Annotated in this window: 26 protein-coding genes; 22 read left to right on the top strand and 4 right to left on the bottom strand. The window is 71.8% G+C overall.

The window, feature by feature from the left end; genetic code table 11:
• Window positions 1-2 precede the first annotated feature (2 nt).
• From thrB to E8D34_RS03615, 18 genes are all read left to right on the top strand, one after another.
• A complete protein-coding gene (thrB, locus tag E8D34_RS03700) occupies window positions 3-911 on the top strand; it encodes a homoserine kinase (RefSeq protein WP_136593226.1) in 909 nt (302 codons plus the stop codon).
• A gap of 287 nt (window positions 912-1,198) precedes the next feature.
• Window positions 1,199-2,941 (top strand): transcription termination factor Rho, encoded by a 1,743-nt coding sequence (gene rho, locus E8D34_RS03695; RefSeq protein WP_136593390.1) that lies wholly within the window; start codon window positions 1,199-1,201, stop codon window positions 2,939-2,941.
• A gap of 136 nt (window positions 2,942-3,077) precedes the next feature.
• Window positions 3,078-3,296, top strand: a complete 219-nt coding sequence (gene rpmE, locus E8D34_RS03690) for a 50S ribosomal protein L31 (RefSeq protein ID WP_136593225.1) — start codon at window positions 3,078-3,080, stop codon at window positions 3,294-3,296.
• A gap of 167 nt (window positions 3,297-3,463) precedes the next feature.
• On the top strand, window positions 3,464-4,537 hold the full coding sequence (gene prfA / locus E8D34_RS03685; protein ID WP_136593224.1) for a peptide chain release factor 1: 1,074 nt from the start codon (window positions 3,464-3,466) through the stop codon (window positions 4,535-4,537).
• Window positions 4,538-5,410, top strand: coding sequence for a peptide chain release factor N(5)-glutamine methyltransferase (gene prmC / locus E8D34_RS03680; protein ID WP_136593223.1), 873 nt, complete (start codon window positions 4,538-4,540; stop codon window positions 5,408-5,410). It abuts the gene before it with no gap.
• Window positions 5,411-5,423: 13 nt separating this feature from the next.
• Complete coding sequence (locus tag E8D34_RS03675; RefSeq protein WP_240771075.1) at window positions 5,424-6,152, top strand: L-threonylcarbamoyladenylate synthase; 729 nt, start codon at window positions 5,424-5,426, stop codon at window positions 6,150-6,152.
• 6 nt (window positions 6,153-6,158) lie between these two features.
• Complete coding sequence (locus tag E8D34_RS03670) at window positions 6,159-7,361, top strand: MraY family glycosyltransferase (protein ID WP_136593222.1); 1,203 nt, start codon at window positions 6,159-6,161, stop codon at window positions 7,359-7,361.
• Window positions 7,362-7,429: 68 nt separating this feature from the next.
• Window positions 7,430-7,885 (top strand): hypothetical protein, encoded by a 456-nt coding sequence (locus tag E8D34_RS03665; protein WP_136593221.1) that lies wholly within the window; start codon window positions 7,430-7,432, stop codon window positions 7,883-7,885.
• 32 nt (window positions 7,886-7,917) lie between these two features.
• Window positions 7,918-8,169: an AtpZ/AtpI family protein gene (locus E8D34_RS03660; RefSeq protein WP_136593220.1), complete on the top strand. Its 252-nt coding sequence runs from the start codon at window positions 7,918-7,920 to the stop codon at window positions 8,167-8,169.
• Between the two features lie 9 nt (window positions 8,170-8,178).
• Window positions 8,179-8,976, top strand: a complete 798-nt coding sequence (gene atpB, locus E8D34_RS03655; RefSeq protein WP_240771074.1) for a F0F1 ATP synthase subunit A — start codon at window positions 8,179-8,181, stop codon at window positions 8,974-8,976.
• Between the two features lie 70 nt (window positions 8,977-9,046).
• Entirely contained in the window at window positions 9,047-9,268 is a 222-nt protein-coding gene (gene atpE / locus E8D34_RS03650; RefSeq protein WP_136593218.1) for an ATP synthase F0 subunit C, read from the top strand.
• A 59-nt stretch (window positions 9,269-9,327) separates the two neighbouring features.
• Window positions 9,328-9,888 carry a F0F1 ATP synthase subunit B gene (locus E8D34_RS03645; RefSeq protein ID WP_136593217.1) on the top strand — a complete coding sequence of 187 codons (561 nt, stop codon included), beginning with the start codon at window positions 9,328-9,330 and terminating at the stop codon, window positions 9,886-9,888.
• Window positions 9,888-10,691, top strand: coding sequence for a F0F1 ATP synthase subunit delta (locus E8D34_RS03640; protein WP_136593216.1), 804 nt, complete (start codon window positions 9,888-9,890; stop codon window positions 10,689-10,691). Before E8D34_RS03645 ends, E8D34_RS03640 begins: the two co-directional genes overlap by 1 nt.
• A 63-nt stretch (window positions 10,692-10,754) precedes the next feature.
• On the top strand, window positions 10,755-12,392 hold the full coding sequence (atpA, locus tag E8D34_RS03635) for a F0F1 ATP synthase subunit alpha (RefSeq protein WP_136593215.1): 1,638 nt from the start codon (window positions 10,755-10,757) through the stop codon (window positions 12,390-12,392).
• A 2-nt stretch (window positions 12,393-12,394) separates the two neighbouring features.
• The gene (locus E8D34_RS03630) at window positions 12,395-13,309 is read left to right on the top strand and encodes a F0F1 ATP synthase subunit gamma (RefSeq protein WP_136593214.1); all 915 of its coding nucleotides are present in this window, start codon (window positions 12,395-12,397) and stop codon (window positions 13,307-13,309) included.
• 40 nt (window positions 13,310-13,349) lie between these two features.
• The gene (atpD, locus tag E8D34_RS03625; protein WP_136593213.1) at window positions 13,350-14,804 is read left to right on the top strand and encodes a F0F1 ATP synthase subunit beta; all 1,455 of its coding nucleotides are present in this window, start codon (window positions 13,350-13,352) and stop codon (window positions 14,802-14,804) included.
• A 1-nt stretch (window position 14,805) separates the two neighbouring features.
• Window positions 14,806-15,216 (top strand): F0F1 ATP synthase subunit epsilon, encoded by a 411-nt coding sequence (locus E8D34_RS03620; protein WP_136593212.1) that lies wholly within the window; start codon window positions 14,806-14,808, stop codon window positions 15,214-15,216.
• A gap of 3 nt (window positions 15,217-15,219) precedes the next feature.
• The gene (locus E8D34_RS03615) at window positions 15,220-15,663 is read left to right on the top strand and encodes a DUF2550 domain-containing protein (protein WP_136593211.1); all 444 of its coding nucleotides are present in this window, start codon (window positions 15,220-15,222) and stop codon (window positions 15,661-15,663) included.
• Between the two features lie 26 nt (window positions 15,664-15,689).
• On the opposite strand, the gene E8D34_RS21485 is transcribed toward E8D34_RS03615, so the two are convergent.
• Window positions 15,690-18,890: a DEAD/DEAH box helicase gene (locus E8D34_RS21485; RefSeq protein WP_136593210.1), complete on the bottom strand. Its 3,201-nt coding sequence runs from the start codon at window positions 18,888-18,890 to the stop codon at window positions 15,690-15,692.
• A 109-nt stretch (window positions 18,891-18,999) separates the two neighbouring features.
• Window positions 19,000-19,593, bottom strand: coding sequence for a cob(I)yrinic acid a,c-diamide adenosyltransferase (locus E8D34_RS03605; RefSeq protein ID WP_136593209.1), 594 nt, complete (start codon window positions 19,591-19,593; stop codon window positions 19,000-19,002).
• 222 nt (window positions 19,594-19,815) lie between these two features.
• Between E8D34_RS03605 and E8D34_RS03600 the strand changes: the two genes are divergently transcribed.
• Window positions 19,816-20,133: an STAS domain-containing protein gene (locus E8D34_RS03600; RefSeq protein WP_240771073.1), complete on the top strand. Its 318-nt coding sequence runs from the start codon at window positions 19,816-19,818 to the stop codon at window positions 20,131-20,133.
• A gap of 79 nt (window positions 20,134-20,212) precedes the next feature.
• A complete protein-coding gene (locus tag E8D34_RS03595) occupies window positions 20,213-22,246 on the top strand; it encodes a protein meaA (protein WP_136593207.1) in 2,034 nt (677 codons plus the stop codon).
• Window positions 22,247-22,269: 23 nt separating this feature from the next.
• Here the strand turns inward: E8D34_RS03595 and E8D34_RS03590 are convergent, their stop codons facing one another.
• On the bottom strand, window positions 22,270-22,629 hold the full coding sequence (locus tag E8D34_RS03590) for an ArsC/Spx/MgsR family protein (protein WP_240771072.1): 360 nt from the start codon (window positions 22,627-22,629) through the stop codon (window positions 22,270-22,272).
• 100 nt (window positions 22,630-22,729) lie between these two features.
• On the opposite strand from E8D34_RS03590, the gene E8D34_RS03585 reads away from it, so the two are divergent.
• Together E8D34_RS03585 and E8D34_RS03580 are read left to right on the top strand one after the other, a co-directional pair.
• On the top strand, window positions 22,730-22,927 hold the full coding sequence (locus E8D34_RS03585; RefSeq protein ID WP_136593206.1) for a hypothetical protein: 198 nt from the start codon (window positions 22,730-22,732) through the stop codon (window positions 22,925-22,927).
• Window positions 22,928-23,013: 86 nt separating this feature from the next.
• The gene (locus E8D34_RS03580) at window positions 23,014-23,538 is read left to right on the top strand and encodes a ferritin (protein WP_136593205.1); all 525 of its coding nucleotides are present in this window, start codon (window positions 23,014-23,016) and stop codon (window positions 23,536-23,538) included.
• 40 nt (window positions 23,539-23,578) lie between these two features.
• Here the strand turns inward: E8D34_RS03580 and E8D34_RS21020 are convergent, their stop codons facing one another.
• A complete protein-coding gene (locus E8D34_RS21020; protein ID WP_206056538.1) occupies window positions 23,579-24,157 on the bottom strand; it encodes a DUF952 domain-containing protein in 579 nt (192 codons plus the stop codon).
• Window positions 24,158-24,165: the final 8 nt, after the last annotated feature.

Here is a 24,165-nt window from a genome sequence, read left to right as displayed (position 1 = left end):
CGATGACCTTCGTGGAGGGACCCGTCCGGGTCTCCGTGCCGGCGACCTCGGCCAACCTCGGCCCCGGCTTCGACACCCTCGGCCTCGCGCTGGACCTGCGGGACCGGCTCGAGGCGGAGGTGATCGCCGCCGGGCTGGTGGTCGAGGTCCACGGTGTCGGGGCCGACACCGTCCCGCTGGACGACTCCCACCTCGTGGTGCGCTCGATGCGGGCCGTCTTCGACCGGCTCGGGCTCACCCCGCCGGGGCTGCGCCTGGTCTGCCACAACGTGATCCCGCACGCCCGGGGCCTCGGCTCCTCCTCGGCCGCGATCGTGGCCGGGGTGTGGCTGGGGCGTGAGCTGGTCGCCGGTGGCCGGCTGCTGCTGGACGACGCCGCCCTGCTCGACCTGGCGGCGCAGATCGAGGGACACCCCGACAACGTGGCGCCGGCGATGTACGGCGGCTTCGTGATCTCCGGCCAGGACCCCGACGGCGCGTTCTACGCGGTACCTGGCTCGGTCGACCCGCGGATCGGCGCCGTGGTCTTCGTGCCGCCGCAGCCGGTCTCGACCGAGGCGGCGCGCGCGCTGCTGCCGGCCGAGGTGCCGCACGCGGACGCGGCGCGCAACGCCGGGCGGGCGGCCCTGCTGGTGGCGGCGCTGGCCAGCAGCCCGGCCGAGCTGCTGCGGGCCACCGAGGACCGGCTGCACCAGGAGTACCGGCGCCCGGCGATGCCGGACAGCCTGGCGCTGGTCTCGCAGCTGCGTGCCGACGGTGTGCCGGCGGTGGTCTCCGGCGCGGGCCCGACCGTGCTGGCGTTCGCCGACGCCGGCCGCGCCGCGGAGGCCGAGGCGCTGGTACGGCGCTGTCCGGCCGGGTGGCAGGCGCACGTGCTGGCCGTCGACCCGCGCGGCGCGATCGCCGACTGACCTGGCCCAGGCTGCGCCCCGGAGGGCGCGGCCTGGTGTACATTGACAGCGCGCCAGCGGGCTCTCCGACCTGGCGCGTACCCGTGGCCGGTCCGGCCGCCTGCTCGCTGATCGACGCCGGCAGCCCGTGGCCATGCCCCGGGATTTCCGACCAGACGCCACCGGCGGCTCGCGCCGCGCGCGGTGGCTGCGATACGTGGGAAGGACCTCACGTGACAGAGACCAACGAACCCGCCACGGCGCCCGAGGGCGCGGCGCCCGCCAAGAGGCGCGGTGGGCTCAACTCGATGCTGCTCGCCGACCTCAAGGCGATGGCGGGCGGCATGGGCATCGCCGGAGCCAGCGGGATGAAGAAGGCCCAGCTGATCGAGGCGATCAAGTCCGCCCAGTCCCAGCAGACCGGCTCGCCGCGCCGAGACGTGCCGGCGAAGAAGACGGCCGCCAAGGCCGCCGAGAAGGGCGCCGAGAAGGCACCCGAGAAGGCCGCTGACGCGGCGCCGGCGCAGGCCGGCGAGAAGGCCGGCGAGAAGGCCGGCGAGAAGGCTGGCGAGAAGGCCGGCGAGAAGCCGGAGGCTGCGCAGGCCGACGGTGCTCCGCAGGTGACCAGCCGGCGCCGGCAGCGCTCGGGCGACCAGCGGTCCGCCGACAAGCAGGGCCAGGGCGAGAAGCAGGGCCAGGGCGAGAAGCAGGGCCAGGGCGAGAAGCAGGGCCAGGGCGACAAGCAGCAGGCCCGCGCCGCCTCGACCAGGCCGCAGGCGGACAAGCAGTCCGCGCCGCAGGCCGACCAGGACCACGGTGACCACGACGACGACGGCGAGGACGGCGGCAGCCGCCGCAACCGCCGGCGGCGTGGGCGCGACCGCAGCAGCCGCAGCGGTCGCAGCGAGCCGGACACCGAGGTCCGCGAGGACGACGTCCTGGTGCCGGCCGCCGGCATCCTCGACGTGCTGGACAACTACGCGTTCGTGCGCACCTCCGGCTACCTGGCCGGGGCCGAGGACGTCTACCTGTCGCTGTCGCTCGTGCGCAAGTACGGCCTGCGTCGCGGCGACGCCGTCGCCGGCCAGGTGCGCCAGCCCCGTGAGGGCGAGCGCCGGGAGAAGTTCAACCCGATGGTGCGGGTCGACACCGTCAACGGCGCCGACCCGGACCTGGCCAAGAGCCGCGCCGAGTTCGAGCAGCTGACCCCCGTCTACCCGACCGAGCGACTGCGGCTGGAGACCGGCGCCGAGGACCCGACCGGCCGGGTGCTGGACCTGGTCGCCCCGGTCGGCAAGGGCCAGCGCGGGCTGGTGCTGGCGCCGGCGCGGGCCGCCACGAGCAGCCTGCTGATGTCCGTCGCCGCCTCCGTCAGCGCCAACAACCCCGAGTGCCACCTGATGGTGGTGCTGGTCGACGAGCGCCCCGAGGAGGTCACCGAGTTCCGGCGATCCGTCCGCGGCGAGGTGATCGCGAGCCCCTTCGACCACCCGGCCGCCGACCACGCGGCGATCGCGGAGCTGGCCGTCGAGCGCGCGAAGCGGCTGGTCGAGCTCGGGCACGACGTCGTGCTGCTGATGGACGGGTTGACCCGCCTGGTCCGCGCCCACAACCAGACGCTGGCCGGCGGTCGGGCGCTCTCCGGAGGCCTGGACGCCGCCGCGGCGTACCCTGCGAAGCGGTTCTTCGGCGCGGCGCGCGCCATCGAGCACGGCGGCTCGCTGACCATCCTGGCCACGGCCGCGGTGGAGACGGCGTCGAGCACGGACGCGCTGATCCTCGAGGAGCTCGCCGGCACGGCGAACTCCGAGATCCGGTTGCTGGGCGGGCGGGCCGCGCGTCGGCTCTCGCCGGCCATCGACCCGAACGCCTCCGGCACCTTGCGCGAGGAGCTGCTGCTCGGTGCCGAGGAGTCGGCGATCGTCGAGCGCCTGCGCCGCTCGCTCTCGGACCTCGACGGCGAGCAGGCGCTGGAGTCGCTGCTGGAGCGCGTCGGCGCCACGCGCAACAACATCGAGCTGCTCACGCAGGTCCAGCGCACGGGCGCCTGACGATCGGCCACGGCGTGCGTGGGGGCCGGCGATTGGGCCGGTCCCCACGCGCCGCGTAGAATCTGTCGTTGGCTCCGGTTCACGTCCCGCATCCCGCGCGGACGACCCGGGACCCTCGAACCCCTGTGAGGACAGCATGAAGAAGGACATCCACCCGGACTACGTGGTGACCGCCGTGACCTGCACCTGCGGCGCCTCGTTCACCACCCGCAGCACCGCGACGTCCGGCAGCATCCACGCCGACGTGTGCTCGCAGTGCCACCCGTTCTACACGGGCAAGCAGAAGATCCTCGACACCGGCGGTCGCGTCGCGAAGTTCGAGGCCAAGTACGGCAAGGCCGCTGCCAAGAAGTAGCTGCCCTCGAGCGCCGGTCCTGCCCCTCGGGGCGGGGCCGGCGCTTCGTTGTATCCAGCCACTCCCGTCACACCGGCGGGGGGTTTCTCGCACCGGTCACCCGTCCCACGGATGACCGGCGCAGGAATCACCGGTCCACCGGTGATTCCTACCCCACAGGAGCATCAGTGTTCGAAGCAGTCGAGGGCATGCTCGCCGAGCACGCCGACCTCGAGGGCCGCCTCGCCCTCCCCGAGACCCACGCGGACGCGCGGCTGGCGCGCACGCTCAACCGCCGCTACTCCGAGCTCAGCGCGATCATCGGCACCTGGCGGGAGTGGACCCGGCTGGGGGAGGACGCCGAGGCGGCGCGCGAGCTGGCCGCCGACGACCCCTCGTTCGCCGACGAGGTCGACGACCTGCTGGCCCAGCGCGAGGAGACCGCCGAGCGGCTGCGCCGCCTGCTGGTGCCCCGCGACGAGGCCGACGACAAGGACGCGCTGCTCGAGGTGAAGTCGGGCGAGGGCGGCGAGGAGAGCGCGCTCTTCGCCGGCGACCTGCTGCGCATGTACAGCCGGTACGCCGAGCGCCGCGGCTGGAAGGTCGAGGTCCTCGACGCCACCCCGTCCGACCTGGGCGGCTACAAGTCCGTCACGGTGGCGGTGAAGGCGGCCGGCGCCCAGGAGCCCGGCCAGGCGCCGTACGGGCTGCTCAAGTTCGAGGGCGGCGTGCACCGCGTCCAGCGGGTGCCCGTCACGGAGTCCCAGGGCCGGATCCACACCAGCGCGGCGGGTGTCCTGGTGATGCCGGAGGCCGAGCAGGTCGACGTCGAGATCCACGACAACGACCTGCGCATCGACGTCTTCCGCAGCAGCGGCCCGGGCGGCCAGAGCGTGAACACCACCGACTCCGCGGTGCGGATCACCCACCTGCCGACGGGGATCGTGGTCAGCTGCCAGAACGAGAAGTCCCAGCTGCAGAACAAGGAGCAGGCGCTGCGGATCCTGCGCGCCCGGCTGCTCCAGGCCGCGCAGGACGCCGCGGACGCCGAGGCCAGCGACGCCCGGCGCAGCCAGGTCCGCACGGTGGACCGCTCGGAGCGGATCCGCACCTACAACTTCCCGGAGAACCGGATCTCGGACCACCGCACCGGCTACAAGGCCTACAACCTCGACCAGGTGCTCGACGGCGACGTCCAGCCGCTCCTGGACTCCTGCGTGGAGGCCGACCTGGCCGCGCGCCTGGCCGCCCTGGAGGACTGAGTGTCCCGGTCCGTCGGTCGCCGGCCCGTCGACCTGCAGCGCGCCGCCGCGGCTCGCCTGCGCGAGGCCGGGGTGGCCAGCCCGGAGCACGACGCAGCCGAGCTGCTCGCCCACGTCCTGGGCACGACCCGGGGCAACCTCGTGCTCGTCCCCGAGGTCGCCGACGGACCGGCCGAGAGGTACGACGGCCTCGTCGATCGCCGCGCCGCGCGGGAGCCGCTGCAGCACCTCACCGGTACCGCGGCGTTCCGGCACGTGGAGCTGGCCGTCGGGCCCGGGGTGTTCACCCCGCGCCCGGAGACCGAGCTGCTCGCCGGCTGGGCGATCGAGTCCGCGCGCGAGGTCCTCGCCCACGGGCGCACCCCGGTGGTGGTGGATCTGTGCACCGGCTCGGGTGCGATCGCGCGCAGCCTCGTCGACGAGGTGCCCGAGGCGCAGGTGCATGCCGTGGAGCTCTCCGAGGACGCCCTGGACTGGGCGCGCCGCAACCTGTCCGGCACCGGCGTCGACCTGCGCCACGGCGACCTGGCCGATGCCTTCGAGGACCTGCTGGGCACCGTGGACGTGGTGGTCAGCAACCCGCCGTACGTGCCCCTGGAGGCGTGGGAGTCGGTGGCGGTGGAGGCCCGCGACCACGACCCGCACCTGGCGCTCTTCTCCGGCCAGGACGGGCTGGACGCGATCCGCGTGCTCGCCGTCCGCGGCGCGGCCCTGCTGCGCCCCGGCGGCGTGATCGGGGTCGAGCACGCCGACGTCCAGGGCGAGGCGGCGCCGGCGGTCTTCGCGGCCGCGGGGCGGTGGGAGGAGGTCCGCGACCACCGCGACCTGGCGGACCGGCCGCGGTACCTGACCGCTCGCCGGGCCGGACGATGAGAGGATGGGCCCCGTGACAGCGCAGCGCATGCCGGCCGGCTCCGAGGAGGAGCGCGAGGCGGCCCTCACCTCCGCGAGCTACGCGATCCAGCGGGGCCGACTGGTGGTCCTGCCGACCGACACCGTCTACGGGGTCGGCGCCGACGCCTTCGACGCCGACGCGGTGGCGCGGCTGCTGGCCGCCAAGGGCCGCGGGCGCGACATGCCCCCTCCGGTCCTGGTGGGCTCCGCGACCACCCTGGACGCGCTGGCGACCCGGGTGCCCGGCTACGTGCGCGGCCTGGTGGACGCCTTCTGGCCGGGCCCGCTGACCGTGGTCTGCCACCAGCAGCCCTCGCTGCAGTGGGACCTGGGGGAGACCCGGGGCACGGTGGCGGTCCGGATGCCCGACCACGAGGTGGCCCGCGAGCTGCTGGACCGGACCGGGCCGCTCGCCGTCAGCTCGGCCAACCTCACCGGCATGGACGCGGCCACCTCCGCCGATGCGGCGATCGAGATGCTGGGCGAGTCCGTGGCGATCGTGATCGACGCCGGCGACTCGCCGGGCGCCATCCCCTCCACCATCGTCGACGCGACGGGGGAGCGACCGCGGCTGCTCCGGCTGGGCGCGATCTCCGTGGCCGAGCTCGACGCCGCTCTGGCGCCGTACGAGCTGACGGTGGAGACCGAGCAGGAGCCCGCCGGGGGACCCGCGGACGCCCCCGAGGGCGAGCCGACGCCCACCTCTCCCGGCGGGGAGTGAGACCCGGTGCGGGAGTACCTGCTGGTCTTCCTGGTCGCCGCGGCCGTCACGTACCTGCTCACCGTGGTCGCCCGCGAGGTCGCCGTGCGCACCGGCGCGGTGGCCAAGGTGCGCGATCGTGACGTCCACGCCGAGCCGATTCCCTACCTCGGCGGGATCGCGATGCTGGGCGGGCTCTTCGCGGCGTACCTGGTCGCGCAGGGGCTGCCGTTCCTCAGTCTCAGCGGCCCGTTCGTCTTCGACGACGCCCGGTCGGTGCTGATCGCCGGCGCCATGGTCTGCTGCGTCGGGGTCGTCGACGACATCTTCGACCTGGACGCGCTCACGAAGTTCGGTGGGCAGGTGCTCGCGGTGGGCTTCCTGGTCTACTCCGGCATCCAGTTCCGTTGGTTCTACATGTCGGACGGCCGGGTCTTCTCCCTCGACCCGGCGCAGGGTGCGCTACTGACCGCGTTGATCGTGCTGACCACGGTCAACGCCGTGAACTTCATCGACGGCCTCGACGGTCTCGCGGCCGGCGTGATCGGGATCAGCGCGCTGGCGTTCTTCCTGTTCAGCTACGCGCTGACGGTGCTCAACGACGTGCCGCGGGCGGCCACCGGCGCGCTGCTCTCGGCGGCGCTGGCCGGTGCCTGCGCCGGGTTCATCGCCCACAACTTCCACCCGGCCCGGCTGTTCATGGGGGACAGCGGGTCGATGCTGCTCGGCCTCGTGCTCTCGGCCACGGCGATCACCGTGACCACGCAGTTCGCCCCGGGCGACCTGGCCGCCGGCGCGGACGGCGCTCGGACCAGCCTGCTCCCGGTGCTGCTGCCGGTGGCGCTGCCGATCCTGATCCTGATCGTGCCGCTGGCCGACCTGGTCCTGGCGGTGGTACGCCGGACCCGGGCCGGTCGGTCGCCGTTCGCCCCCGACAAGCAGCACCTGCACCACCGCCTGCTGGAGATCGGGCACTCCCACCGCCGGGCGGTGGTGATCATGTGGCTGTGGGCCGGGCTGATCGCCTTCGCCACCGTGCTGGCCAGCCTGTTCACCGGCATGTGGGTCGCGGTGGGCATCCTCTGCGCGACCGGCGTGACGGTCGGGCTGACCTTCCTGCTGCCCGCGGCGCACGCGCCGCTGGCGTCCACGGCTGACCTCGGAACGGATCCGGGGCAGTCACCAGAATCGGTGCCGGCAGGCCCCGATTCGGAAGCCCTCGGGACTTAGTGATAACTTTCACGAACTCTCTGGGGGCTCGCACGAACCCCCTCTGACGTCGATGAGGACGGCCGCCGATGATGACGACCGCAGCTCCGCTCCGGAGTGCAGCCCTCGCCGTTCTGGCGAGCGGAGGCGTCCTGGTCGTGGTCGCCGCGTCGCTCGGCGGCTCCGCCGCAGCGAGCGGCGCGCTCGTCGGCACCCTCGTCGCGGTCGCGGTGTTCGGCCTCGGTGCCGCCGCCGTGCAGCTGGTGGCCCGGGTGATGCCTGCCGCCTCGCTGCTCTTCGCCATGGTCACCTACACCTTCCAGGTGGTGGTGATGGCGCTGTTCTTCGTGGCGCTCAACCGGTCCGGCCTGCTCGAGGGGACCCTCGACCGCGGCTGGCTCGGCGGGGCCATCATCGTCGGCGTCCTGGTCTGGACCTCGGTCCACCTCGTCGCCGCCGCCAACGCCCGGATCCCCGCCTTCGAGCAGGTCCCGGAGGGCATGGTCCGTCGTGACCAGGCCAACGTCGAGGGTGGTGGCAAGTGACCGCACCAGCGACTGATATCCTCCGACGCGGAATGAGTCAGCCCCAAGAGTCGCCGAAGGGCGATCCGTGGCACGCGTTCGGCTACATCGTGGCCGGGGTCGCGTTCTACGGGTTCCTGGGCTGGCTCGCCGATCGCTGGCTCGGCACGCACCTCCTGGTTGCGGTGGGCATCTTGATCGGAGCCGGGCTCGGCATCTACATGACGGCCCAACGGTTCAAGATCGAGGAACCCGGCACGCCGCCAGCACACCCCACAGACACACACTCGCAGGACACGGAATAAGGAGACCTGGTGATTCTCGCAACCAGCGCCCCCCTCGCCGCCGAAGGCGGCTTCGAAGCGCCCGGTCCTGGGATCTTCGACCTGCCGCCGGTCTTCTCCGTCGGCGGCATCGACGTCACCAAGCCGATGCTCCTTCTCGTGCTCTCGGCCCTGGTCGTCTTCGGCTTCCTGTTCGCCGCTGCCCGTCAGCGCGCGATGGTGCCCAGCAAGCTGCAGTTCGCCGGTGAGTCGGCGTACAACTTCACGCGCAACAGCATCGGCCGCGACATCATCGGCAGCCACGACTTCCAGAAGTTCGTGCCCTACCTGACGGCGCTGTTCTTCTTCGTCCTGGTGAACAACCTGTTCGCCAGCATCCCGTTCATCCAGTTCCCGACCTTCAGCCGGGCGAGCATGGCCTACGCCCTGGCTGGTCTCTCCTGGGTGATCTACAACGCCGTGGGCATCCACAAGCACGGGTTCCTCGGCTACCTCAAGCTCCAGTGCGTGCCGGCGGGCATCAACCCGGTCATGTACCCGCTGCTGGTCCCGCTGGAGTTCTTCTCGAACATCCTGGTCCGGCCGGTCACGCTGGCCCTCCGTCTCTTCGCCAACATGTTCGCCGGGCACATCCTGCTGGTCCTCTTCGCGACCGGTGGTCTGTACCTCGTCGAGCACGGCGGCATCGGCTACGTGGCGGGTCCGGTCGCCTGGGTCCTCGCGATCCTGGTGGCGTTCCTCGAGCTCCTGGTGCAGTTCCTGCAGGCCTACGTCTTCACCCTGCTGAACGCCATGTACATCCAGGGCGCGCTCGCCGACGAGCACTGACGCTCACCGCACTTCCCATACCTCATCCCACAGTTCTCACACGAGAAAACAACCCGAAAGGAAAGTAGCCATGGGTGGCTCTCTCAACATGATCGGTTACGGCCTGGCTGCCATCGGCCCGGGTATCGGCATCGGTCTCATCTTCGCCGCTTACATCAACGGCGTCGCCCGCCAGCCCGAGGCGCAGAGCCGCCTGCAGTCGATCGCGATCCTCGGCTTCGCGCTCGCCGAGGCGCTCGCCATCATCGGCATCGCCCTGGCCTTCGTGCTCACGGGCTCCAGCACTTCGTGACGCTCGTCGTCTCCGACGACGTCCGTTCCTAGCCCACACCTGATCGACAAGGTCTGAGTATGAAGTCACTGATGGTGATCCTCGCAGCGGAAGGCGGCCACGAGCCGAGCCCGCTTGCGGTCGAGTGGATCGAGGTCGTCCTCGCCCTCGTCGTCTTCGGCATCCTGTTCTTCGCCGTGATGAAGTTCGTGGTCCCGAGCTTCGAGAAGACGTACGCCGAGCGCACGTCGGCGATCGAGGGCGGCCTGGCCGCGGCCGAGACCAAGCAGGCCGAGGCCGACGCCAAGCTGGCCGAGCTCGAGCAGCAGCTCGCGGAGGCCCGCCACGAGGCGGCGCGCATCCGTGAGGAGGCGCGCGAGCACGGTGCCGCGATCGTGGCCGAGATGCGCGAGCAGGCTCAGGCCGAGTCCGCGCGGATCGTCGAGGCCGGCAAGGCGCAGATCGACGCGGAGCGTCAGCAGGCGGTCACGTCGCTGCGCACCGAGGTCGGGACCCTGGCCACGAGCCTCGCCGGACGCATCGTCGGCTCCGCGCTCGAGGACGACGCGCGTCAGCGCGACGTCGTCGACCGCTTCCTCGCCGAGCTCGAGGACGCCGACACGGTCGGGAAGGACGCCTGATGCAGTTCCGGGGTGCTTCCGCCGAGGCCGCGGCCGCCCTCACCGACCAGCTCGGTGGGGTGGCCGAGGCCACGGCCGGTGCCGCCGCCGGCGACCTCTTCTCGCTGGCCCAGAGCCTGCGGGCGGAGGGCGCCCTGCGCCGGTTCGTCACCGACCAGACCACCCCGGAGCAGGCCCGCACGGGCCTCGTCCGGGAGGTCTTCGGTGGCAAGGTCGACGCGACTGCGCTCGACCTCCTGGCCACCGCGGTCGCGCGCCGCTGGACGCGTACCCGCGACCTGGCCGACGCGCTGGAGCACCTCAGCGTGGTCGCCGCAGTGCGCTCGGTGGGCGGTGAGGGTGACCGCCTGGTCGCCGAGCTGTTCACCGTGCGTCAGGCGGTCAACGCCCACGCCGAGCTGCGCAACGCCCTGTCCGACCCGACGCGTCCGACCGCCGACAAGGAGTCGCTCGTCGACGACCTGGTCGGTGGCAAGGCGCTGCCCGCGACGGTCGCGCTGACCAAGCAGGCGCTGGGCGGCAGCTACCGCACGGTCACCGCCGCTCTCGAGGACTACGAGAAGACGGCCGCCGACGTGCTGGGGGAGCGGGTGGCGACGGTCTACGTCGCGCGCGAGCTCTCCGCGGACGCCGAGCAGCGTCTGGTCGGGGCCCTGTCCCGCCAGTACGACCGCCCGGTGCACCTCAACGTCGTGGTCGACCCCGCCCTCGTCGGCGGAATCCGGGTCGAGATCGGTGACGACGTGATCGACGGCACGATCAGCAGCCGTCTCGAGGACGCCCGCCGCAAGATCGCGGGCTGACCGGCGCACGCGCCGACCCCCAACTGACTTCAAGACCCTCAGAACAAGAGAGAAGGCACTGAGATGACGGAACTCTCCATCCGTCCCGACGAGATTCGCGACGCGCTCGCCAAGTACGTCGCGGACTACCAGCCCGCCGCCGCCAGCAAGGAAGAGGTCGGCACCGTGGCCTCCGCCGGTGACGGCATCGCCCGCGTCGGCGGTCTGCCCTCGGCGATGGCCAACGAGCTCCTGGAGTTCGAGGACGGCACCCTCGGCATCGCGCTGAACCTCGAGGACCGCGAGATCGGCGTCGTCATCCTCGGTGACTTCGACAAGATCGAGGAGGGCCAGTCGGTCCGCCGGACCGGCGAGATCCTCTCGGTCCCGGTCGGCGACGGCTACCTGGGTCGCGTCGTCGACCCGCTCGGCGCCCCGATCGACGGCCTCGGCGAGATCGAGACCACCGGCCGCCGCGCCCTGGAGCTCCAGGCTCCGGGCGTGATGCAGCGCAAGTCGGTCCACGAGCCGCTCGCCACCGGCATCAAGGCGATCGACGCGATGACCCCGATCGGCCGTGGCCAGCGTCAGCTGATCATCGGCGACCGCGCCACCGGCAAGACCACGGTCGCGATCGACACGATCATCAACCAGAAGCAGAACTGGGAGTCGGGCGACCCGTCGAAGCAGGTGCGCTGCATCTACGTCGCCATCGGCCAGAAGGGCTCGACCATCGCCTCCGTGCGTGGTGCCCTCGAGGAGGCCGGCGCGCTGGAGTACACCACCATCGTCGCCGCCCCCGCCTCCGACAGCGCCGGCTTCAAGTACCTGGCGCCGTACACCGGCTCGGCCATCGGCCAGCAGTGGATGTACGACGGCAAGCACGTCCTGATCGTCTTCGACGACCTGACCAAGCAGGCCGAGGCCTACCGTGCCGTGTCGCTGCTGCTGCGCCGCCCGCCGGGCCGCGAGGCGTACCCGGGTGACGTCTTCTACCTGCACTCCCGCCTGCTGGAGCGTTGCGCGAAGCTCTCCGACGAGCTCGGCGCCGGCTCGATGACCGGTCTGCCGATCATCGAGACCAAGGCCAACGACGTCTCGGCGTTCATCCCGACCAACGTCATCTCGATCACCGACGGTCAGATCTTCCTGCAGTCGGACCTGTTCGCGGCCAACCAGCGCCCGGCGATCGACGTGGGTATCTCCGTCTCCCGTGTGGGTGGCGCCGCGATGACCAAGGCGATGAAGGCCGTCACCGGCTCGCTCAAGGTCGACCTCGCGCAGTTCCGCGCGATGGAGGCGTTCGCGATGTTCGCCTCCGACCTCGACGCCGCGTCGCGTCAGCAGCTGGACCGCGGTCAGAAGCTGATGGCGCTGCTCAAGCAGCCGGCGTACTCCCCGTACCCGGTCGAGGAGATGACCGTCTCCCTGTGGCTCGGCACCTCGGGTCGCCTGGACAAGGTCCCCACCGGTGACGTGCTGCGCTTCGAGGGTGAGTTCCTCGAGTACCTGCGTCGCTCGCACGAGGGCCTGCTCGCCGCCATCCGCGAGTCGCTCAAGTTCGAGGTCGAGGACGGCCTGGCCGCCGCCTACGACTCGTTCCTGGACCAGTTCGAGACCTCCGAGGGCGGCTCGATCAAGGTCGGCCACGAGGCCGCGGCCGAGGCGCTGGGTGACGAGGAGCTCGAGCAGGAGCAGATCGTCAAGCAGAAGCGGGGCTGACAATGGCCGTATCGCTGCGTGAGTACCGCGCGCGGATCAAGTCGACGGAGTCGATGAAGAAGATCACGCGCGCCATGGAGCTCATCGCTGCGTCCCGGATCATCAAGGCGCAGCAGCGGGCCGCGGCGGCGACGCCGTACGCCCGCGAGCTCACCCGCGCCGTGTCGGCGGTGGCGACGTTCTCGAACGTCGACCACCCGCTGACGCGGGAGGAGGGGAACCCGAAGCGTGCCGCGGTGCTGGTGATCACCAGCGACCGCGGTCTCGCCGGGGCCTACTCCTCGAGCGTGATCAAGGAGGCGGAGCGCCTCTCCGAGCGGCTGCGCGAGGAGGGGAAGGAGATCGACTTCTTCCTCGCCGGGCGCAAGGCGGAGGCGTACTTCAAGTTCCGTCAGCGTCCGTTCGTCCAGTCCTGGACGGGGTTCTCGGACCAGCCGACGTACGACAAGGCGGCCGAGATCGGCGCCGCCCTGATCGCGGCCTTCCTCAAGGACCAGGGCGAGGAGGGCGACGTCGACGAGGTCCACGTCGTCTACACCCGGTTCCGGTCGATGCTGACCCAGGAGCCGACCGCGATCCGCCTGCTTCCGCTGGAGGTCGTGGAGGGCGAGGAGGCTCCCGCCGAGGGAGACCTGCTGCCGCTCTACGAGTTCGAGCCGTCGCCGGCCTCGGTGCTCGACGGGCTGCTGCCGCAGTACGTCCAGAGCCGGATCTTCTTCAGCCTGCTGCAGGCGGCGGCCTCCGAGCTCGCCGCCCGCCAGAAGGCGATGAAGTCCGCGACGGACAACGCGGAGGAGCTCATCAAGAAGTTCACCCGGATCGCCAACCAGGCCCGCCAGGCCGGCATCACCCAGGAGATCAGTGAGATCGTCGGTGGCGTGAACGCGCTCGCCGACGCTCAGGCTGCGGCCGACTGACGACCAACCGAAACCTTTCCAGCTCAACGGAGTAAGAGAAATGACTGCAACCGCTGAAGAGACCACCGCCGCCGGCGCGGCCTCGGTCGGTCGTATCGCCCGGGTGATCGGCCCCGTCGTGGACATCGAGTTCCCCGTCGACGCCATGCCCGAGATCTACAACAAGCTCGAGGCCGAGATCACCCTCGCCGGTGAGACCACCGTGCTGCCGCTCGAGGTGGCCCAGCACATCGGCGACGGCATGGTCCGCGCCATCTCGCTGAAGCCCACCGACGGTCTGGTCCGTGGTCAGAGCGTCACCGACACCGGTGAGCCGATCACCGTTCCGGTCGGCGACGTGACCCTCGGCAAGGTGTTCAACGCGACCGGCGACGTGCTCAACCTCGAGGAGGGCGAGCAGTTCGAGGTCAACGAGCGGTGGGGCATCCACCGCAAGGCCCCGGCCTTCGACCAGCTCGAGTCGAAGACCCAGATGTTCGAGACCGGCATCAAGGTCATCGACCTGCTGGCCCCCTACGTCACCGGTGGCAAGATCGGCCTGTTCGGTGGTGCGGGCGTCGGCAAGACCGTGCTCATCCAGGAGATGATCGCGCGTGTGGCCAAGAACCACGCCGGTGTGTCGGTGTTCGCCGGCGTCGGCGAGCGCACCCGTGAGGGCAACGACCTGATCGTGGAGATGCAGGAGGCCGGCGTCTTCGACAAGGTCGCCCTCGTCTTCGGCCAGATGGACGAGCCGCCGGGCACCCGGCTGCGCGTCGCGCTCTCCGCGCTGACGATGGCGGAGTACTTCCGCGACGTCCAGAAGCAGGACGTGCTGCTCTTCATCGACAACATCTTCCGGTTCACCCAGGCCGGCTCGGAGGTCTCCACGCTGCTCGGCCGCATGCCGTCCGCCGTGGGCTACCAGCCCAACCTGGCTGACGAGATGGGCACCCTGCAGGAGCGGATCACCTCGACCCGCGGTCACTCGATCACCTCGATGCAGGCGATCTACGTCCCCGCGGACGACTACACCGACCCGGCGCCGGCCGCGACCTTCGCGCACCTCGACGCCACCACCGAGCTGTCCCGTGACATCGCGTCGCAGGGCATCTACCCGGCGGTGGACCCGCTGACCTCGACCTCGCGGATCCTCGACCCGCAGTACATCGGTCAGGCTCACTACGACACCGCGATCCGCGTGAAGCAGATCCTGCAGCGCAACAAGGAGCTGCAGGACATCATCGCGATCCTCGGTGTCGACGAGCTGTCCGAAGAGGACAAGATCATCGTGTCCCGGGCGCGCCGCATCCAGCGCTTCCTGTCCCAGAACACCTACGTTGCCAAGCAGTTCACCGGCATCGAGGGCTCGACGGTGCCGATCGCCGACACCATCGAGGCGTTCAACAAGATCTGCGACGGCGAGTACGACCACGTGGCCGAGCAGGCGTTCTTCATGTGCGGTGGCCTCGACGACGTCGAGCGCAACTGGGCCGAGATCCAGAAGAGCCTCTGACATGGCGGTCACGACTGAGGGCACGCTGCACGTCGAGCTCGTCGCGGCGGACCGGACCGTGTGGTCCGGCGAGGCCGCGATGGTCATCGCGCGCACGACGGAGGGTGACATCGGCGTGCTGCGTGGGCACGCGCCGCTGCTCTCCCTCATGTCCCAGGCGGTCGTGGAGATCCAGGTCGCCGGCACCGACGACGTCGTCGTCGCTGCCGTGTCCGGTGGCTTCATCTCGGTCGCCAACGACCGCGTCTCCGTGCTGTCGGAAGTGGTCGAGCTGGGCGAGGAGATCCACGTCGACGCCGTCAAGGCCGACCTGGAGCAGGCGCGCGAGCACCTGCTGCAGTCGCGGGACGAGGCCGAGCAGGAGATCCGTCACGCCGAGGTTCGTCTGCGCGCTGCGGAGCGAGTCTCCTAGGCAATGCACTGGTGGGAGTGGCTCGTCGACACCGCGGGTGTCGTGCTGCTCCTGGCTCTTGGATACGGCGCCGGGCTGATCGTCCGGCGCCGTCTCCTTGCCCGCAACGGCGGCACGTTCGAGCTGAGCCATCGGCTCCGGATGGGCCGCCCCGGGCGGGGCTGGGTGCTGGGGCTCGGCCGTTACTCCGGCGAGCGGCTGGAGTGGTTCCGGATCTTCAGCCTCTCGCCGCGCCCGCGTGCCTCCTGGGCGCGCTCTGAGCTCTCCTACGTCGATCAGCGGACCGCCGCGGACACGGAGAGCAACGCGCTCTTCCCCGACCACCTTGTGATCGAGTGCAGCTCGCCGCGGGGGCCGGTCGAGCTGGCGATGAGCGCCTCGTCGCTGACGGGCTTCCAGGCCTGGCTCGAGGCGCGCCCGCCGGGCACCGACTGGAACAAGAAGTAGCCCGCCGGCCGACACCCGTGGGGGGTTCAGTCGGTGAACAGGGAGCGGATGTCCTCGGCGCTGAGCGCCGTGGTCATCGCGCCCTCGCCGTCGATCACCTGGGCGAAGAGCTCGGCCTTGCGCGCCTTGAGCTCCATCACCTTCTCCTCGACCGTGTCGGTGGCGACCATCCGGTAGACGTGGACCCGGTTGGTCTGGCCGATCCGGTGGGCGCGGTCGACGGCCTGCGCCTCGGCCGCCGGGTTCCACCACGGGTCGAGGACGAACACGTAGTCGGCCTCGGTCAGGGTCAGGCCGACGCCGCCGGCCTTGAGGGAGATCAGGAAGACATCCGCGTCGCCGTTGCGGAAGCGGTCGATCACCGCACCGCGGTCCCGGGTCGAGCCGTCGAGGTAGGCCGTGCGGATGCCGACGTCGGCCAGTCCCTCCTGCACGCGGCGCAGGTACGAGGTGAACTGGCTGAACACCAGCGCGCGGTGGCCCTCGGCGGTGATCTCGGCCAGGTGCTCGAGCAGCACCTCGGTCTTCGCGGAGCCGACGCCCTCCTGCTCGTCGTCGACCAGTGCGGGGTCCAGCGCCAGCATCCGCAGGTTGGTGAGCGCCGAGAAGATCGCCACGCGGTTGCGGTCGAAGTCGTCCAGCAGGCCCAGCAGCCGCTGGCGCTCCTTGGCCAGGTGCGCGTCGTAGACCCTGCGGTGCCGGTCGGAGAGGTCGACCTCGAGCACCTGCTCCTGCTTGGGGGGCAGGTCCTGGGCGACCAGCTCCTTGGTACGGCGCAGCAGGAAGGGCTTGATCCGCCGCCGGAAGCGGTCCAGCGCCCCGTCGTCGCCGGCACGCTCGATCGGCCGCACCACGTGGTTCTGGAACTCCCGCGGCCACGGGTAGAGGCCCGGGACCGTGATCGAGAGCAGCGCCCACAGCTCCATCAGCCGGTTCTCGAACGGGGTGCCGGTCACCGCGAGCCGGAAGGGCGCGTCGATGGCGCGCGCCGCGGCGTACGTCTTCGACTGGTGGTTCTTCACCTGCTGGGCCTCGTCCAGCACGAGCGCGCTCCAGCCGACCGCGGCGTACTCCTCCTCGGCCAGGCGCAGCAGCGTGTAGGTGGTCACCACGACGTCGGCATCGGCGGCGAGCCCCGCGACGTCGTCGGTACGACGGCCCGCGACCGCCACGCGCAGGTGCGGGGCGTGCCGGGCGGCCTCGCCGGCCCAGGCCGTCACCACGCTGGTCGGCGCCACGACCAGGAACGGCGGGTCCTTGGGCGCCCGCTCGCGGGCGTGCGCGATCAGCGAGAGCACCTGCAGCGTCTTGCCCAGACCCATGTCGTCGGCCAGGATCCCGCCCAACCCGTGCTCCCACAGGAAGGCGAGCCACCAGAAGCCCTCGCGCTGGTAGGAGCGCAGCGTGGTGCTCAGACCGGACGGCTCGGGGCGGGGGATCTCGACCAGGTCGCGCAGGGCGCGGGCGCGGCGCACCCATTCGGCGGCCTCGCTGGCGACCACGCCGGTGTCGGCCAGCTCGGCCCACAGACCCAGGTCGTGGCGCCCGACCGCGATCCGGTCGCCGTCGGGCTCGCGCAGCTCCGCGGCGGCCGCGACCACGTCGCGGAGGCGGGCGAACTCGGGCCGGTCGGTGGTGATGAAGAGCCCGCTGGGCAGCACCAGGTGCTCGCGACCGAGCGTCAGCGCCGCGATCACGTCGGGCAGCGGGACGGCCTCGCCCTCGACCCGGACCACCACGGCGAGGTCGAGCCAGTCGGTCTCCGCCGCGGACGCCCCGTCGGCGTCCTCCCGGGGCTCGGGTGCGACCACGTCGAAGGAGATGGTCGGGTCGCCGGTGGCCTCGCGGAAGTCGGGACGCTCCTGCTCGACCACCACGACGTCGTCCAGGTCCCAGAGGAAGGGCAGATCGTGCAGGCCGAAGGCGAGCGCGTCGCCGTCCAGGATCTCGGTCCGCTCGCGCAGCCTGTCGGGCACCCCGGCCAGCACGGCGGCCTCCGCCGCCGGGTCCCGGACACCGCCCAGGGTGTCGGTGCTGCGCAGGTCGCAGCGCAGCGCCGCCGGGCCGTCGGCGTACTGCCACTGCCAGGTGAGGGAGGCGTGGGTCGAGCTGTGCCACGAGACGGTGAGCACGAGCACCGGGCGCAGCGGCTCGGGGACGGGGACCGCGCCGTCGGGGGAGCGGACGGCGAGCAGCCGGACCAGCCCGCGCAGCCGGTCCTGGAGGTCGTCGAGGTCACCGGCAGGGACGGTGATCGGGTCGCCCTCGACCAGGTGCCGGGCGGCCGGCGGGATGGGGGCGGCCGCCTCGGCCAGGGTCAGGGTGCCGTCGGCGAGGAGCCCCACCAGCGTGGCCGGGTGCCCCAGGGGGAGCACCGCGTCGCCGCGCCACCGGCGCTCGCCGTCGTCGACGGCGAGCGTCAGCTCCACCGCGCTGCCCTTCTCGGCGGCGGTCACGTCGGCGACCAGCGTGACCGGGTCGGCGGCCAGGGCGACACCGGTGAGCCCGGCGCCGGGCAGCAGCGTGACACCGGCGGCGACCGCCTCCCGGAGCAGCCGGTGCGCGGTGGGGCCGAAGTCCTCCAGCGCCGGCGGGAGACCCGCGCCGCCGCCGGGCCGGTGGGCCTGGAGCAGGGTCTGCAGCGCGGCCACCGCGGCGCCCTGGTCGGCCGGGTGCTGGCGTGCGGCGACGGCGTGCGGGATGTCGGGCCAGTCCGCGCCGGTCCGCACCCACGGCTGCCGGCTGCCGGGCCGCATCGGGCGCAGGCGGACCGCCCGGCCGCCCGAGCCCAGGCCGCGGCGCCGGTCGAGGGAGAACTCCAGCGCCAGCGGGATCTCGCCGCCCGCCCCGGGGGCCTGCCGCTCCAGCTCCTCGGCCAGCCGGGCCAGCGTGCGCTGCCAGGGCGCGTCCTGGGACTGGCCGACGAAGCCGCGGCGCAGCCGGAGCGCGAGCGCGGCGCCGTGCTTGCACAGCGAGCGCACCGGGCACGTGCAGACCGTGAAGAGCCAGCCGCGGCCGCCGGCCGCGCCGACCTCCGCGTGCATCTGCACCTGGTACGGCTCGGGGCGGGTGCCCGGGACCAGCGCGGTGGCGGTCACCGAGCCCTGGCTCAGCGAGCTGAGCTCCACGTCGGCGACCTGGTCGACGTATCCCTGGGCGCGGTCGAGCGTCTCGGGAGCGAAGTGCTCGGTGAGGAACTCGTCGGTGAGGCCGGCCAGGATGTTCATCGCAGCGCCATCGTGGCACGAGGCTCCGTCATCGCCGAGCCGCGGCGGACCCGCCGCCGCCCCCCCGCTGGGTCGCCCGCACCGCAGGGGCGGCACGGGCGAGCGGCGGTCAGCTCGCGCCCTGGTCGGCGGTGCGCTCCCCGCCGGGCACCCAGAGCACGTCACCCCGGGCGCGGTTGGCGTACCGGGCGAGGATGAAGACCAGGTCCGAGAGGCGGTTCAGGTAGGTGATCGCGAGCGGGTTCATGGTCGCGGCGTGCACCTCGTGCGCGGCCCACGCGGCCCGCTCGGCGCGGCGTACGACGGTCCGTGCGACGTGCAGCTGGGCTGCGGCCGGCGTGCCGCCGTTGAGGATGAACGAGCGGAGGTTCGGGAGGTCCTCGTTGAACCTGTCGCACCACGCCTCGAGCCGGTCGACGTACTCCTGCTCGATGCGCAGCGGCGGGAACTCGGGCTCGGCCACGACCGGGGTGCACAGGTCGGCCCCGACGTCGAAGAGGTCGTTCTGGACGTGCAGAAGCACGGCGCTGACCTCGGGGTCGAGCTCGCCGGTGGCGAGTGCGACGCCGATCTGCGCGTTCGCCTCGTCGACGTCGGCGTAGGCGGCGAGCCGCGGATCGGTCTTGCTGGTCACGCTCATGTCGCCGAGGCGGGTCTCGCCCGCGTCGCCGGTGCGCGTGTAGATCCGGGTCAGGTTCACCATGGTGCCAGCCTAGGTGGCCGCGGATGTCGGCCCGGTCGGGGTCCGCCATGCGTTCGCCCGGCGCCTCACCCGCTGAATCTCGCCCCCGAGAGGTGGACACGGCATCCGGGCGACACGCCGGATTTTCTTGTGCGCCGTGCAACCATGCGGGCCCTCACGGCGTCAGTGTTGGTGAGGAAGCCCACACCCTCGGGATGGCGTGGGCACGGGAAGGAACTGTCTGTGAGCACGGTCGACATCACCTCCGACGGCGCGACCCTGATTCTGCGGGGTGACCTCGACGTGCGATCCACCGACTCGGTGCGCGCGGCCATCTACGACCACCTGCGGCGCCACGACGGCAGGATCGTGATCGACCTGCACGACGTCGCCTCGGTCGACCTCACGGCGCTGCGGGTGCTCGGCGCCGCGAGCCGCCGCGCGGTCGGCCGCGGCGACCGGATCGTCCTGCGCGGCACCTCCCCGCAGGTGCTGCGGATGCTGCACCTGACGCACCTGATCCGGGTGGTCGAGCTGGAGCGCGGGGACATCGCGGTCTGATCCGGGCCGTCCGTCGGCGTTGGACATCCCACACCGGACGGTGTTACCAGCGAGTATCGAATCGTCCTAGGCTGCGCACATGAGCACCACTCCCGCGTCCGCCGACGGCCAGGTCAACCACCCCAAGGATCGCCCCTGGGTGATGCGGACCTACGCCGGTCACTCGACCGCAGAGGCGTCCAACGCGCTCTACCGGAGCAACCTCGCCAAGGGGCAGACGGGCCTCTCGGTCGCCTTCGACCTGCCGACGCAGACCGGCTACGACCCGGACAGCGCTCTCTCCCGCGGCGAGGTCGGCAAGGTCGGCGTTCCGGTGCCGCACCTGGGCGAGATGCGCAAGCTCTTCGCCGACATCCCGCTCACCGACATGAACACGTCGATGACGATCAACGCGACCGCGATGTGGCTGCTGGCGATGTACCAGGTGGTCGCCGAGGAGCAGAACCCCGACGCGACGCCGGAGGAGGTCGCCGCGCAGCTGGCCGGCACCACCCAGAACGACATCATCAAGGAGTACCTGTCGCGGGGTACCTACGTCTTCGGCCCGGAGCACTCGCTGCGGCTGACCGCGGACATGATCGCCTACACGGTCAACAACATCCCCAAGTGGAACCCGATCAACATCTGCAGCTACCACCTGCAGGAGGCGGGCGCCACGCCGACCCAGGAGCTCGCCTACGCGCTGTGCACCGCGATCGCCGTCCTGGACACGGTGAAGAACGCTGGCCAGGTCAGCGAGGAGGACTTCGAGAAGGTCGTCGGCCGGATCTCCTTCTTCGTCAACGCCGGCGTCCGGTTCGTCGAGGAGACGTGCAAGATGCGCGCCTTCGTCGAGCTCTGGGACGAGATCACCCGTGAGCGCTACGGCGTGCAGGACCCGAAGATGCGTCGGTTCCGGTACGGCGTGCAGGTGAACAGCCTCGGCCTCACCGAGGCCCAGCCCGAGAACAACGTCCAGCGGATCGTGCTGGAGATGCTCGGCGTGACGCTCTCCAAGAGCGCTCGCGCCCGCGCGGTCCAGCTGCCCGCCTGGAACGAGGCGCTCGGGCTTCCGCGACCCTGGGACCAGCAGTGGTCCCTGCGGCTGCAGCAGGTCCTCGCGTTCGAGTCCGACCTGCTCGAGTACGACGACATCTTCGACGGCTCGCACGTCATCGAGGCCAAGGTCGCCGAGCTGGTCGCCGGCGCGAAGGCCGAGATCGACCGCGTGCAGGCCATGGGCGGCGCGATCGCCGCGGTCGACTCCGGCTACATGAAGCAGGAGCTGGTCTCCTCCCACGCCGCTCGGCGCGCCCGGATCGAGGCCGGCGAGGAGGTCATCGTCGGCGTGAACAGGTTCGAGACCACCGAGCAGAGCCCGCTGACCGCCGACCTGGACTCGGCGATCATGGTCGCCGACCCGGAGGCGGAGAAGGCGGCCCTGGCCTCCGTGGAGGCCTGGAAGGCCCAGCGCGACCAGTCCGCGGTGGACGCCGCGCTGGAGCGGCTGGCCGCGGATGCCAAGTCCGGCGCCAACCTGATGACCGCGACGCTGGTCGCGGCCCGCGCGGGCGCCACCACGGGCGAGTGGGCGGCCACGCTGCGCGGCGTGTTCGGGGAGTTCCGAGCGCCGACCGGCGTCAGCGGTGCGGTCGGCGTCGCCGAGGCGGGCGCGGAGCTGACCACGGTCCGCGAGCGGGTCAGGACCACCGGCGAGGAGCTGGGCGGTCGGCTGCGGCTGCTGGTCGGCAAGCCGGGGCTCGACGGCCACTCCAACGGCGCGGAGCAGGTCGCGGTGCGTGCCCGCGACGCCGGCTTCGAGGTGATCTACCAGGGCATCCGGCTCACACCGGAGCAGATCGTCGCCGCCGCCGTGGCCGAGGACGTGCACTGCGTCGGCCTCTCGATCCTCTCCGGCTCGCACATGGAGCTGGTGCCCGCGGTGCTCGACGGGCTCCGCGCCCAGGGCATGAGTGACGTGCCGGTCATCGTCGGCGGGATCATCCCCGACTCCGACGGCAAGCGCCTGGTCGAGCTCGGCGTGGCCGCGGTCTACACCCCCAAGGACTTCGGGCTCACCGAGATCATGGGCGGCATCGTGGACGTGATCCGCGCGGCCAACGGCCTGGACTGACGCCGAGCGCGGCCGTAGGGCGGTCAGCCGGCCGCGATGACGCGGGCCAGCGACTCGGCGTCGCGGCCGACGACCGTGGTGCCGTCGGAGGCCGTCAGGATCGGGCGCTGGATCAGGCGCGGCTGGTCGGCCATCAGGCGCAGCCACTCGTCGCGGTGCCCGCTCGCCTTCGGCGGGAGCGTCACCCCGAGCGTGCGGGCGTCGGCGGTACGGGCGATCTCCCAGGGCTCCAGCCCGAGTCGGGCGAGCACGTCGGCGAGGTCGGCGACCGTCGGCGGCTCGTCCAGGTAGCGGCGTACGACGTAGTCGCTGCCGGCCGCGTCGAGCTCGCTCACGGCGGTGCGGCACTTGGAGCAGGCGGGGTTGAGCCAGATCTCGATCACCGCGCCACCCTAGGGCGCCCGGGGCGCGGGGGAGCGCGGGCGTTCCGTCGACCGGGGCGACAGAGGTAAGGCTCGCCTATCCTCGTGTTACCGTCGTGGCATGGGCAAGGGGAAGAAGGCGGGCAAGGCCCGGATTCCGAAGACCAAGTGCTGCGTGAAGAAGTCGCGCTGCGGACGTTGCCCGATCCGCATGCTCAAGGAGGGCACCCTGCCGGAGGGGTACACCGTCAAGAAGCGTGAGCTGGTCCGCCTCGACGGCAAGAAGGTCACGAAGAAGAAGCTGGCCAAGGCGGCCTGAGCCCCCGGTCTCGGCGGCTTTTTCGAACAGCTGAGCACAGCCTTGCCTGCGAGGCGGAGGCGGTCGGGCGCCACTAGGCTGGCGCCATGGCAGCAACGCGCTTCACCGACCAGCTCAACGTCCAGATCGGCAACGAGCTCGCCGCCCACAACCAGTACCTGGCCTGCGCGGTCTACTACGACGCGCTGACGATGCCCCAGATGGCCTCGTTCTTCTACGGCCAGGCGCTCGAGGAGCGCGAGCACGCCATGATGATGGTGCAGTACCTGCTGGACACCGACGCGGCCGTGCAGATCCCGGCCCTCCCGGCGCCGCGGTCGGACTTCGCGGACGTGGTCGAGCCGATCGAGCTGGCGCTGGCGCAGGAGAAGTCGGTCACCGACCAGATCAACGGCCTGATCCGGATCACCCGCGAGGAGCACGACTACGCCTCCGAGCAGTTCATGCAGTGGTTCATCAAGGAGCAGGTCGAGGAGGTCGCCACGATGAGCGACCTGCTCGCGGTGGTCACCCGCAGCAAGGACGACCTGAACGCGATCGAGGACTGGGTGGTGCGCGAGGCCGGGGCCGAGGGCGCGGACCCGACCGCGCCGCCGGTGGCCGGCGCCTGATCCGTCGGATGTCGGCGGGGGCTGGCCCGGGGCGACCGGGTCAGCCCCGGCGGCGGTAGAGCACCGTCGCCAGCGCCAGGCCGAGCGCGGTGCCGAGGAGCCCGCCGACGCCCGGGCCGGCCTCGCCGCCGACCGCTGCGCCGGCCAGGATGCCGGCGAATCCGATGGCCAGCACGAGCAGCACCAGTGCGGCGTTGGCGAACATCTCGCGGAAGTAGACCGCGGTGAAGCCCGGTGCGCCCGCGGCGGCCGGTGCGGGCGCGCCCACGGACGGGGATTCCTGCTCGCCCACCGTCGTGGCATCGAGCGGGATCACCGCGGTCACCGCGGTCGTCGGGAGTGCGCCGTAGATGTGCGGGAAGGTCTCGACCGCGCCGGGGGCGGGCGCCTCCTCCACCACCGGTACGCCGAGCAGCTCGGTGTCGATCCGGAGCAGCAGCAGCGGCTCGGTGACGTCGGCGTAGAACGCCGCCCGCACGGCCTGCCACTGGTCGCCGCGGCTGGCGTGGATGAAGCCCTCCTCGGCCAGCGTGCGCCCGCGGGTGGAGACGGCGTACGAGCCGGTCTGCCGGGCGGCGGCCCAGTCGGAGGCCAGCGCGAGGTGGAAGATCGTGGCCACGGCGTGCT

Origin of the sequence: Nocardioides sp. GY 10113, assembly GCF_004919105.1 — a bacterium.
Classification (GTDB): Bacteria; Actinomycetota; Actinomycetes; order Propionibacteriales; family Nocardioidaceae; genus Nocardioides.
This window is presented reverse-complemented; position numbering and strand designations above follow the sequence as displayed.